12 protein-coding genes are annotated in these 11,229 nt (G+C 54.1%); 3 read left to right on the top strand and 9 right to left on the bottom strand.

What is annotated here, in order from left to right:
• Positions 1-78 precede the first annotated feature (78 nt).
• Positions 79-555 (top strand): chemotaxis protein CheW, encoded by a 477-nt coding sequence (locus V5G20_RS09465; protein ID WP_003386646.1) that lies wholly within the window; start codon positions 79-81, stop codon positions 553-555.
• Positions 543-1,454: a M23 family metallopeptidase gene (locus tag V5G20_RS09460; protein WP_227277892.1), complete on the top strand. Its 912-nt coding sequence runs from the start codon at positions 543-545 to the stop codon at positions 1,452-1,454. Before V5G20_RS09465 ends, V5G20_RS09460 begins: the two co-directional genes overlap by 13 nt.
• 108 nt (positions 1,455-1,562) lie before the next feature.
• Here the strand turns inward: V5G20_RS09460 and V5G20_RS09455 are convergent, their stop codons facing one another.
• The 7 genes from V5G20_RS09455 to V5G20_RS09425 form a co-directional block, all read right to left on the bottom strand.
• Complete coding sequence (locus tag V5G20_RS09455; RefSeq protein ID WP_003386649.1) at positions 1,563-2,231, bottom strand: hypothetical protein; 669 nt, start codon at positions 2,229-2,231, stop codon at positions 1,563-1,565.
• An 89-nt stretch (positions 2,232-2,320) separates the two neighbouring features.
• Positions 2,321-2,899 carry an RNA 2',3'-cyclic phosphodiesterase gene (gene thpR, locus V5G20_RS09450; RefSeq protein WP_024984982.1) on the bottom strand — a complete coding sequence of 193 codons (579 nt, stop codon included), beginning with the start codon at positions 2,897-2,899 and terminating at the stop codon, positions 2,321-2,323.
• 148 nt (positions 2,900-3,047) lie between these two features.
• Positions 3,048-3,536, bottom strand: coding sequence for a hypothetical protein (locus tag V5G20_RS09445; RefSeq protein ID WP_338463357.1), 489 nt, complete (start codon positions 3,534-3,536; stop codon positions 3,048-3,050).
• 153 nt (positions 3,537-3,689) lie between these two features.
• Positions 3,690-4,751, bottom strand: a complete 1,062-nt coding sequence (locus tag V5G20_RS09440; protein ID WP_003386652.1) for a hypothetical protein — start codon at positions 4,749-4,751, stop codon at positions 3,690-3,692.
• Complete coding sequence (gene surE / locus V5G20_RS09435) at positions 4,748-5,548, bottom strand: 5'/3'-nucleotidase SurE (RefSeq protein WP_003386653.1); 801 nt, start codon at positions 5,546-5,548, stop codon at positions 4,748-4,750. Before surE ends, V5G20_RS09440 begins: the two co-directional genes overlap by 4 nt.
• Before the next feature lie 215 nt (positions 5,549-5,763).
• On the bottom strand, positions 5,764-6,195 hold the full coding sequence (locus V5G20_RS09430; RefSeq protein WP_024984980.1) for a TerB family tellurite resistance protein: 432 nt from the start codon (positions 6,193-6,195) through the stop codon (positions 5,764-5,766).
• 101 nt (positions 6,196-6,296) lie between these two features.
• Positions 6,297-8,105, bottom strand: coding sequence for an SgrR family transcriptional regulator (locus V5G20_RS09425; protein WP_338463356.1), 1,809 nt, complete (start codon positions 8,103-8,105; stop codon positions 6,297-6,299).
• Positions 8,106-8,222: 117 nt separating this feature from the next.
• On the opposite strand from V5G20_RS09425, the gene V5G20_RS09420 reads away from it, so the two are divergent.
• Entirely contained in the window at positions 8,223-9,449 is a 1,227-nt protein-coding gene (locus V5G20_RS09420) for an MDR family MFS transporter (RefSeq protein WP_172920317.1), read from the top strand.
• Between the two features lie 44 nt (positions 9,450-9,493).
• Here V5G20_RS09420 and V5G20_RS09415 read toward each other — a convergent pair whose 3' ends face one another.
• Both V5G20_RS09415 and V5G20_RS09410 read right to left on the bottom strand, forming a co-directional pair.
• Entirely contained in the window at positions 9,494-10,291 is a 798-nt protein-coding gene (locus V5G20_RS09415) for an ABC transporter ATP-binding protein (RefSeq protein WP_003386658.1), read from the bottom strand.
• A complete protein-coding gene (locus tag V5G20_RS09410) occupies positions 10,284-11,216 on the bottom strand; it encodes an ABC transporter permease (protein WP_024984977.1) in 933 nt (310 codons plus the stop codon). Before V5G20_RS09410 ends, V5G20_RS09415 begins: the two co-directional genes overlap by 8 nt.
• Between the last annotated feature and the right edge of the window lie 13 nt (positions 11,217-11,229).

Here is an 11,229-nt window from a genome sequence, read left to right as displayed (position 1 = left end):
AAAATTCCCTTCCGATCCCGTTTGACCGTGGTACAATAAGGGTATAGATTGCAAAAGGATTTCGGGAGGGACCAGGTAATGGAAACGGTGAAACTACACGGAGAAACGGACTGGAACACAGAAGGAAGCACGGTTCATTCCATTCTCTTTCAAATGGGAAAAGAGTACTACGGCTTACCGATTTCGTTGGTAAAGGAAATCATCAAGCCTTTGCCCGTGACCCGTTTTCCCAAGTCTCCCCCATTCGTCGAAGGCGTGATTGACCTGCGCGGGCGCATCCTGCCGATCATCAACCTGCGGACGATGTTTGGCCTGGAGCCGCTTCCGCTCACGGAAGAGAGCCGGTTTGTCGACTTGCAGCTGGACGGGCTCGATATTGGCATTGTCGTCGAAGCGGTCTCAGAGGTCATGCACATACCGGCATCGCTGATTGAGCCTGCTCCTCCGATCGTGAGTGGAGTCGATGGGAAGTTTTTGAACGGGATTGCCCGGGTGCAAGATAAATTGATCATGCTGCTCGATGTGGACGAGATCTTCTCCACATGGAAAAAGTAAAAATGACACGGAAGAAATCGTCTTTCTGCTACACGCCGGAACAGCTCCCTCTCGCCTTTCTGCAGGGGGAATACGAGCAGATTTACGCGCAGACAAGCCCCGCTTTTCGCAAAAGAGTCTCTGCCGCTGAGCTTCGCTCGCTGGGAGAAGACTTCCACCGCGGTGTAGATCGCTACAAGCTGCAATCTACCATACTTCTGGAGCACGCGAAACGATATGTCTGGGTAGACGGATCGGGAGAAAAGGGATTGGCCGCTGCCTTTGACGAGGAGGGCACGATCATCTCCCTCGTCATTTTGCACCTCGAGACACATCCGGAGACTGACAGCATGCTTACCCGTACCGTGTTCGTTCCTCCGTTTGCCGGAGAGTGGCTCACGTACTGGGGAGGCCATAACGAGCTGGTCAATTATCATTACGCCTATCCGAACCAACGATACGCCTTTGATTTCCTCGTGATGAAAGAAGGCCGCACCTTTACGGGCGACCCTGCGGCAAATGAGAGCTATTACGCGTTCGGGCAGCCGATCCTCGCACCGGCCTTTGGAAAAGTCGTAGGAGTCGCAAGCCATATACCAGACAACACTCCGGTCGGAACGGTAAACGAGACACAGCCTGCCGGCAACCACGTCATCCTGGAGCACGAAGCTGGCGAATACAGCCTGCTTGCCCATCTCAAGCAAGACTCTGTCTGCGTCGAGGTCGGCGATTGTGTGCAGCCGGGCGATTTGATCGGGCTCTGCGGCAACTCGGGAAATTCCAGCGAGGCTCACCTTCATTTCCAGGTATCTGATTCTCCTGTTCTTTTAAGCGGACACTCGATACCGGTCCGCTTTCAGGACGGACGACGGATCGTACAGGGGCAGTTGGTATCGGGCCCGGACCGGCGAAGCGAATAAAAAAACAGGCGAAGCGCCGGACTCCGCCTGTTTTTGCATGTTCGTACATTTTTTCTTTCTCCGTCAGAGTTGCGGGGTCATCTTTTCATGCATGACTACGTCCTTCCCTTATTTCTGACCGCCGCTCGCCAAATAGGAATAGCTGACCCACACCATTTCCTCAATGCCCAAAATCTCCTTGAACAAATCGACTGAATCGTACAAAAGCGACGCCCCTGTCTCATCATCGAAATCCGTCAGCAGCTGCAAATCAAACAGGGAACGAAGCTGCTGCACCTGCTTGGGACCGACAATCCGGTTGAAGCATTGCGGACAAGCCCGTTTAATCCCCTTGCTTACTTCCCTTCGATACTGGTCGGACCTTGCGACCCTGTCCAGAATGTCATCGTACATCTGCCTTACGTCCTCGCTCTCGGTTATGGCCTCATGCAGGTTTATGTGGGGGTAGAGGCGGGCAAATTCCGCTTCCGCCATATCTGCATCCAGCGAATAGCTGATTGTCGCCGACGACACCTCGAAGCCCGCGTCAAAGAGCCGATACCCCCATCCGTTGTCTTCGGCGTCATGGAACCAGAGGAGCGGGACACACTGACGGGACAGGTTCAGAATAAATTGCAGGGTATGGGCTGTCTCAAGCCACTCATCCCGCAGGAAAAAGGCATTCCAGTCCCGGTTGATGTTCCTATGGAAATAAGGCTGCCTCGATTTGGGCAGGGCGATTAATACTTTTGGTTCATATTTGCGTGGATACAACATGCCTGTCGTGAACTCACCCATCCGATTCCCACCGCTTTCTGGCAGGCTCTCCCTGGTCTGGCACGGTTTGAGCCATCGTTCTTGCTACCAGTTTATTCATCGGATGGCGATTATTTGCCGTGTTCTTTATCAAACGTGCTCGTGTGGATAATCGTATGTACCGCCCCATCCGGCCGCAGCTCTGACTGGTAGAGGTGAAAACGGGTCACTTCCCAGGCGGGCGGCTCCGAGGAGAGGAGTCGTTCGTTCCATTCCGCTAGAGGCACCCCTTCCTGGCCAACCTTGGGGCCTCTTGCCAGCGTAATATGCGGGCTGTATCGCTTCTTGTCATAGGTCAGGCCGGGATGCAGATCAAACCGCTTGCCCAACAGCAAATGAAGCTGTCTGAGCGGGTCTGTCTGTCCGCGAAGCCCGAGCCAGAGGACTCGGGGACGTTCTGCGTGGGGAAATGCGCCGAAGCCTCCGACCTGCAAAGAAAAAGGCGAAATAATTTCGCTGACAATATCCATGTCCTTGCAGATTTCTGGCACCAGCTTTTCTCCTACCTCTCCGAGAAAATGCAGGGTGAGATGGAGATTGTGCAGTGACTGCCACCGATCTGCCTTGATCAGGCTCTTCACCTGTTTTTGCACGCCCGCAATGTAGCGGACAGCGTCATCGGGAATATCCAGAGCCACAAAAAGACGCATCGACATATTCCTCCTCTTGGCAACATCGCATTTGAAAACGTGGCCTCGCCAAGCTTTATGGGGAAGCCTTCGTTGCACTTATGTCGATAGGTGCATTTTCATAAATTCCTGTCGACAAAAAAAGCCCGCCCGCACGAACGGGGAGCCTTTATGCGGCCATCATCTTTCCTGTTACGATGCCCAGAACGCAGCGTACGTATTCGTTCATCCTGCTCGCACCGGGCTCGGCCTGAAAAGCAATGGTCAGCTCTATATGTCCAATATGTCCTGCGGGCGGTCTGTGCCAAAACAGCTCCACTTCCCCGTACAGGATTTCTTCGATTCGCTGCTTCAACCACTCGATATCGGTCTGCGGGTCACAGGACAGCGAAAACTTCATCGTAACCGAAATTGTTTTGCAATCGGCCAGATCGTCCGTCAATGCGTTCAGCTTCCCTTTGACAGCGACCACTCCCGCTTCCCCCCAAAGGGCGTATTCCAGCATCGCCTGCAAGCGCGGATGGACATGCAGTTCCATGGCGGGAAAGCGGCCATCTACCTCTAGTGAAAACCGTTCTGCGAGCTTTTCCACATCCTCCTGAAACCGACGGGCACAGTCGGAAATCGCCTCAAATCCCTCAGGTTGTACTGTGAACATCCTCCTCACCCTTCCATGGAAAATCTGTCTATATCTCTTCGCAATGATGGCTAAACTTTCCTTTGTTGAATGGTGACTTCTTTTCCCGTTTTTCCACGAAAGAATGCTCGTTCCACAATCGTCAGTCGTCATGCGGGTGCCCTTCCGAAAAAACTACTCCGACACGTTCTCGTACGGATTCAGCTCTCCCGGATACAGCCTGTCAAAGATAGCTCCTAGCCGCTCCGCACTCGTCTCATCCAGCTCCAGATGGTAGAGTCGCCCCGCTTCCATGCGAATCAAAGGATAAGCTCCGTGTCTGAGCGGCACCGCATCCTCTGTCGAAAGAAATTCCGGCAACGTAAAGAGAAAGCGTGAAAAAGGATTGGCTTCATCTTCAGTCAGATGAACCACCTCAAACAAGTCTGACATCTCCGGTGTCACGATGAGTCTCAGCAGCCCATCATGTTCGGCTGCCCACACGGTAAAAGACCTCTCCCTGACTTCGCTTCTGGCATGGCGCCGCATCACCCATACAGCTTGATGGACGGTGCTCATCAGCAAATGCTGGGCTTCATCTGCGCCGTGTTTGTCCTGCAATCGCATAAAGTCGATCAAGTAGGCCGTTCCCTTTTCCTCCAGCTTTGCATCCGAGAGGAAAGAGAGCGGAACGCTTTGCGCTTCCGCTGCTTCCTGTACCTCGGCCTGATGCGGAAGCTCGTCAGCCCTGTCGAAAAACAATGCTTCCACCATCGCATGCGCTTGTCTCGCTTCCTCTGGCGAAAACGTAATCCCCTCCGTATAAATATGCGTCAGCCGTCCCTCTTCAAAGGCCAAATAGTGCAGGGGAACCTCGGCTTGTTCCAGCATCCGCAGCGCCATGCCGCGGTCCTCAGTTCGCTTGATGTCAAACGACAGCGGAAAGCCCAACGGATCGAGCGGATCAGTGAGCGTCCAGATGACAGCCAAAAGCTTGTTGCGATACGTTTTAAACTCGACGGAGACAGCGTCCCGTGTCGATTCGCTGAAGGCGTCAATGCTCTCGAAGACGAGGAACAGCTCAACATCGCCAGCCGCAGACATTCGGGCAAAGTAGGGCAATCCTTCTGTCTCTGCCAAATGATACAGATCGGAATAAACCGCGGAATCAAGCACCTCTCCCTGGGTATCGGATGTCGGCGATACCCGCTTCGGATCGGGGATCAAAGCGGGACGAAAGGACTCGTGAACCGTCATTTTTTTTCGTTGCCCGACTGCTTTACAATCGGCCACTCCAGCATTTTATCGAGCAGTGTCCGGTCTGTCGCGTCGATATGTACCGGGGTTACCGCGATGTATCCGCGTTTCACCAGATAGTAGTCTTCTTCAGGTGTAGGATTGCTTCTGTCCGGGTATTCGCGAGTCAGCCAGTAGCCTTCTGCTTCCTGATTGTATTTGTCTTCGTAGTGGTTCATCGCCAGTGCGGCAGGGACGATTCCGCGGATTTCTTCCGGCGGCAAATGCGGAATGTTGACGTTCCAGAACACTTCGGGAGCCAGTCGATCCTCTCTTGCCTGATCGCAAAACAACTGCAAAAGCGGGCGAATGATTTCCTCCACCTGTCCGTAATTGTCCTGGTCGGTCCAGTTGTCATAGGAGAGAGCCACGCCCGGAATGCCCAAAATAACGGCTTCTCTCGCTCCGCTGCAGGTACCCGAATAATAAATGTCCCGTCCCAGATTTGTCCCTACATTGATCCCGGAAAAAACGATATCCGGTTTTTTGCCTTCCTCAAACAACAGGTGGTAGGCGCCCTTGATACAGTCGGCAGGATTTCCGTCGATCGTCCACGCGGTCACCGGCAGTCCGTAAAAGGAATGCGGCTTAGGCGAGAGCGCACTGCGGTAGGTCAGGCCGTGTCCTACGCCGCTTCTTTCCTCGGCGGGAGCTACAACAAAAATCTCTACATCGGACAAGGCGAGAAGCGCTTCAGCCAGTTTGCGGATGCCCAAAGCCTCAATCCCGTCATCATTCGTCAACAATACTCGCAACATATCATATCCTCCCTTTTCGTGACGCTGCTGCCCATGATTTCTTTGTTCCGGCAAGCCGCGTCCGGATTCTGGCAGGCTGTCTTCTCCTTATTGTACCAAAAAGACCTTTTGTCCGGGAAAAAAGAGGCGTGCAAAAAAACCGCAGACCGGTTTGCACGCCTCTATAGCTATTCCCATTTCACACCAGAAAAAACTGCTTCCAAGCACTCACGGACTTATTCGCCGACGATCTCCTTCCAGCGGTCGCGCCATTGAATCCCTTCCACGATCCATTCTTCCACCTGTTTTTGCTTTTCTTCGGAGATTCCCAACAAGCAGGAAATTCGTCTAATTTCCAACGTTTCCGCAAGCGAAAGCTTTTGATCGACCAGGGCGATTTTGTACAACTGCCGGAGCAGACCGAGCTTCTCCGGCAGAGACAGGTCCACCATGTCCTTGACGATGGTTTCCGGCTGCTTGGGGTAATCCATATCGTCCATGAGAATCTGTCTTTCTCTCAGCGTAAAGTGCTCCGAGTTGACCAGCTCATGGATTCGGCTCACTTCTTTGTTTCCTATATAACCATCTGCATGACCGACGCAGATTATCAGGCGAATGGATGCAAACAAAATATGTTTGTCCTTTTCCGTTTTCGTATACACTTCTATATCCTCCCTCGAACTCTTGGACGCTGATTCTTGTTGTTATATCGTTTCCTAATTATACGATGAAAGAGGAAAGCGGTTTCATACAAAAATGTGACATTTTTTTATGTTCTCACCACAATTCGACAAAGATCCGGCCAACCGTATGCACCAAGCGAGATACCGCCAAGCCTCGAGTCCGCCATAGCTTCGATCCGATTGCTGTACAAGGGCAAAAACAGGCGCTGGCTGGCGATCCATTTCATCAGCTCCTGCATTTTTTGCGTTATTTGCTCCTCATCTGCTGCGGCACACCCTCTCTCAACACGTTCCATCACCTCATCGGCAAACCCAGGCGAGAGAAAATGAGACAACGCAGCCGAATCGTCAAATAAAAATTCCAGGAGTGACAGGTGCTCGCGCTCATCCATATTGGCGCTGTCCAGGATGAGATCAGCCCCGCGCATCTGTTGGCTCGCCAACACTTCGGGCTCGACATAATGGATCGCCAGCTTGATGCCGTATCGCCCCAGGCGCTTTTGCAGCCATTCCGCATCTTCCACATGATCGTATTCGGGCATCGTGAACAGACTGAGCGTCTCGCCCCGGTAGCCGCTTTGACGCAGGAGCTGCTGAATTCGCTCTTCCCTTGGACGCTCAATCTCTGGAGGCTTGACCTGACTTCCACTCCAATGAACAGCCGGCTGTCTGTCCCCTCCCAGCTCGGCCAGCATCGCCGGACGGTCGATAATGAGATCGAGCGCCTCCCGGAGTGAATCGTCCTGGAGCGGCCCCGGCTTGCCTGCATTGCAAGCCAGGTATTGAAAGCACTGCTCGATCCTGTAAACGGTTTGCCAGTCAGCTCGCATGGTCTCGCCGTCAACGCCAGCCTCGCCGGGAGCATACAGGATTCGGGGGATGTCTGCTTGCCCGAGCTCAGGCGCAGTCTCGCGTTCCGGCACCTGCCACAGCTCGATCCGATCCAGAAACGGCCTGCCCCCAAAGTACGGCTCGAACGCCTCCATCACCAGCATCGAATCGTCGTTGCGGACGATCCGAAACGGACCCGTGCCTGCCGGCATCCTACCGAACTCCTCCCCCATACGCTCCGTGTAATCCTCCGGAACGATTGCAGCGTACTCTTTGCTGAGGGCATGAAGAAACAGAAAATCCGGACGATGCAGCATGACTTTTACGACGTATGAATCAATGACCTCCACCTGCCGGATCGAGCGGGTAATCCACCGATGCGGGGAGGCCTGTTTACCGAGCCTGAGCAGGGAATAGCGCACATCCTCCGCTGTCAAGGCACGGCCATGGTGAAACCGTACGCCTTTGCGCAAATAAAACGTATAGGCTGTGCCGCCATTATCCACTTCCCAATAAAAGGAAATTCCTGGATCTATTGTCTTGTATGCGGGATCAAAGCGGACGAGTCCGTCAAACACGTGACGCACCAGATTTGCCTCTGAACGCATCAGCAGTCTGGCCGGGTCCAAAATCGGCTGCGGTCTTGACGCAAACAGCCGCAGCATATCGAGCCGCTTGCCGTGGCTTTTTTGGACATGCAGCCCGAACTGGCTGTCCATCCAACGCCCAAACGCCTCTCCTAGTCCTTCCCATTCATCCTGGTGAAGGGCTACAAGCTCTTGTCCGTCGCGAATATCTCCGCGAAGAATCATTTCCTGGGCCAGGGAGAGCACGACATCCCCCGGCTGCAGCCGAAAGGTCAGCATCGACTGATTGCCCCTGCCCCTTCCTGGCCGCCAGTCTATCCATCCCCGTTGCTGCAGCTTTTTTACCGTTGTCGCGGCATTTCGCTTCGTACAGCACAAGTGAGATGCGACCTGCTCCAGACTGATGGAAATCGGGCGGGATACGCCTTGCTCCCGAAAAAATGAATACAGCCGATGGTAGTGTTCGAACAAAAGCATGCGATAGTCCCCCTAAAACATGAAAAAAAACGGGCCGAATCTGTACCCTTTTTGTCCTGGTGTTTTCCCCGTACAATCGGGAACAACCCAAAAATCATTACAGAAAGGATACCAGATATGAACGAGAAAGCGACACGCCTTTTTTCCAGGTACCCTGTGATCCTCTGGGTCCGGCTCTTCGGCGAGCTGCTGACGGAGCTGTCCCGCAGCATGATAACGCCGTTTCTCATTTTGTACCTGCACGAAAAAATCGGGGGAAGCATCCCCTTGATTATGCTCGTGATCGGGCTGCAGCCTGCAAGCGACATTCTCTTTACGCTGATCGCGGGAGGCGTAACCGATCGGTACGGCCGTAAGCCGATCATGCTGCTCGCCCTGCTTTTGCAAGGCCTCAGCATGCTCGGAATGGCCGCGGCAGGCTCGCTCGCAGCGTTTGCCCTTTTGTACGTGCTAAACGGCATCGGCCGTTCTCTGTTTATCCCGGCAAGCCGGGCCGTGCTGGCCGACAGCATGACGGCCAAGCAGTTGACAGAGGCCTTTGCCCTTTTGAGTACGGCAACCTATATCGGAGCCTCCGTCGGCCCTCTTCTGGGCGTTCTGGTCTATCAGACGGCACCTGCTCTTGCCTTTGTCTGCACCGGTCTTTCGCTGTTTCTGTATGCTGCTGTCATCTGGTGGAAGGTGCCGGAAACGAAGCATCAGGGGCAAAAAGAATGCGCGAGCGCACACGAGCAAATCTCGTTTCGCAAAGTGGGCGCCCATCGCGCTGTGCTTTCCATGATGGTCCTCGCTCTGCCGATCAGCTTCTTCTATGCCCAAACCGAGACGAACCTGCAGCTTCATCTGAAGAACGGCTTCGCCAATTATCTCGATGTGCTGGCATGGCTCGCTTTGACGAAAAGCATCTCGGCCATCATGCTTGAGTTTTGGCTGGTGAAAGCTACTCAGCGCTTTTCCCCCCGCCGACTGGTGGTCTTTTCCTACATCTGCTTCGCCGCAGTCTCCTGGACTTACGGGAATGCCGACAGCATTATCCTGCTGCTGTGTATGCAACTGGTGTTCGTCATGGGAGAAAGCATCGGCCTGAACCATATGCTGACGATGGTATCCAAAATGGCTCCCGCCGCGATGCGGGGCAGGTACTTTGCCGTGTACGGCTTGCACTGGGACATATCGCGCACGCTCGGCCCGCTTGCCGGCAGCTTTCTGTTTCTGCACTTCGACGGAGCCGTCCTGTTCACCATCGCGACGGCCTTGCTTCTGATCGGTGCTGTGATCCAAAACGTTTTCCTTCGCCGCATGGAAAAAGCCTCCCCGCTTAGTCGGGAAGGCTCCGGTTCGTAACTAGCCCGTGTATTCGTTTTGAATGCAGGCTCAGCATGACACCCCTAGGACAAAAGATACCGGTCCTCGCTGAAGGACTCTCCGCCGCGGGCTTGTTCGAAGGCCCGCAGGAGATCCTGCGGCTTCATCGTTTGCTTCTTCTCCTGAGGAATGTCCAGGATGATCCCGCCGTCATGCAGCATCAGCAGGCGGTTCCCCATATTGAGCGCCTGCTCCATGTTGTGGGTGACCATAATGGTGGTCAGTTTGTACTGCTCGACGACCTTTTGGGTCAGATCGACGATCAATTGAGCCCGTTTTGGGTCGAGCGCAGCCGTATGCTCGTCAAGCAGCAAGATCTTCGGCTCCGTAAAGGTAGCCATCAACAGGCTCAAGGCTTGTCGCTGACCTCCCGACAAAAAGCCTACCTTTGTCTTCAGGCGGTTCTCCAGCCCCTGATCTAGCTGCCTCAACTGTTCGCGGAACAGCTCCCGCTTCCGGTTGTTCACTCCAAATGAAAGTGTCCGCCGCTTTCCGCGCGCATAAGCGATCGCCAGATTTTCCTCGATCGTCATATTCGGCGCAGTCCCCGCCATCGGGTCTTGAAACACGCGGCCAACAAAGGAGGCCCGTTTGTGCTCGCCCAGCTTTGTCACGTTTTTTCCGTCGATGATGACGCTGCCGGTATCCGGGATCAGTCCGCCGGAGATGATGTTCATCAGCGTGGATTTCCCCGCTCCGTTGCTGCCGATAACCGTAATGAACTCGCCGGGAGTGACGTTCAGATTGATTTCCCGCAGAGCGATTTTCTCGTTGACTGTCCCCTCGTTGAACACCTTGCGTACACGTGAAATTTTAAGCATCGCCTCTCCCTCCTTTCGTCGCCCGGAACGGCTGCCTTTTCCAGACGCTTTTTGCAACCGCCGGAACGGTCAGCGCGATAATTACGATGAGCGCCGTAATCAGCTTCATGTCGGACGGATTGAGCCCCGCGTCCAAGGCAAGCGCGATCACCAGACGGTACACGACTGAGCCGAGGATAACGGCGAGCGTAGCGCGGAAGATCGACGAGCTGCCAAACAGCACTTCCCCGACGATCACGGAGGCAAGACCGATGACGATCATCCCGATCCCCATCCCTACGTCGGCAAAGCCTTGGTATTGTGCGACCCAGGCGCCGGAAACTGCGACCAGCGCATTGGACAGGCCGAGCCCGATAATTGTTGTCGTATCCGTGTTGGCTCCAAAGCTGCGAATCATCTTCGAGTTGTCTCCGGTTGCGCGGATATCAAGTCCAAGATCGGTTTGCAAAAACCAGTCGATAATAGCCTTCAGCAAAAGGATGCCGATCAGGAAAACGAGGGCAACCCCGGTGAAAAAGACGACCCCTCCCACCGCGAGATTGGGCACCCCAAGATCTTTCACAAAGGTATACAGCGTGTCCTCGCGCAGAAGCGGCAAATTGGCCTTGCCCATGATCCGAAGATTAATGGAATAAAGTGCAATCATCGTCAGAATCCCGGCCAACAGACCGTTGATTTTGCCCTTCGTGTGCAATACTCCGGTAAAGATGCCCGCTACCCCTCCGGCCACGAAGGCCATCAGGGTAGCGAGAAACGGATTCGTTCCTTCGATGATTAGTCTGGCTGCCAGCGCCCCGCCCAGTGCAAAGCTGCCGTCCACGGTCAGATCGGGAAAGTTCAAGATGCGAAAGGTCAAATATACGCCCAGGGCCATGATCGCGAACAACAAGCCCTGTTCGATTGCTCCGTGTAATGCCAGATTCATAATATCCTCCTAC

Source organism: Brevibacillus borstelensis (assembly GCF_036700025.1).
Taxonomy (GTDB): domain Bacteria; phylum Bacillota; class Bacilli; order Brevibacillales; family Brevibacillaceae; genus Brevibacillus; species Brevibacillus borstelensis.
The sequence above is the reverse complement of the archived record's forward strand: the minus strand, read 5'-3'. Positions and strand labels throughout refer to the sequence as shown.

Coding starts and splice junctions, on each gene's coding strand:
- V5G20_RS09465 (WP_003386646.1), top strand. CDS start 79: ATGGAAACGGTGAAACTACACGGAGAAACGGACTGGAACACAGAAGGA.
- V5G20_RS09460 (WP_227277892.1), top strand. CDS start 543: ATGGAAAAAGTAAAAATGACACGGAAGAAATCGTCTTTCTGCTACACG.
- V5G20_RS09455 (WP_003386649.1), bottom strand. CDS start 2,231: ATGGGTGAGTTCACGACAGGCATGTTGTATCCACGCAAATATGAACCA.
- thpR (WP_024984982.1), bottom strand. CDS start 2,899: ATGCGTCTTTTTGTGGCTCTGGATATTCCCGATGACGCTGTCCGCTAC.
- V5G20_RS09445 (WP_338463357.1), bottom strand. CDS start 3,536: ATGTTCACAGTACAACCTGAGGGATTTGAGGCGATTTCCGACTGTGCC.
- V5G20_RS09440 (WP_003386652.1), bottom strand. CDS start 4,751: ATGACGGTTCACGAGTCCTTTCGTCCCGCTTTGATCCCCGATCCGAAG.
- surE (WP_003386653.1), bottom strand. CDS start 5,548: ATGTTGCGAGTATTGTTGACGAATGATGACGGGATTGAGGCTTTGGGC.
- V5G20_RS09425 (WP_338463356.1), bottom strand. CDS start 8,105: ATGCTTTTGTTCGAACACTACCATCGGCTGTATTCATTTTTTCGGGAG.
- V5G20_RS09420 (WP_172920317.1), top strand. CDS start 8,223: ATGAACGAGAAAGCGACACGCCTTTTTTCCAGGTACCCTGTGATCCTC.
- V5G20_RS09415 (WP_003386658.1), bottom strand. CDS start 10,291: ATGCTTAAAATTTCACGTGTACGCAAGGTGTTCAACGAGGGGACAGTC.
- V5G20_RS09410 (WP_024984977.1), bottom strand. CDS start 11,216: ATGAATCTGGCATTACACGGAGCAATCGAACAGGGCTTGTTGTTCGCG.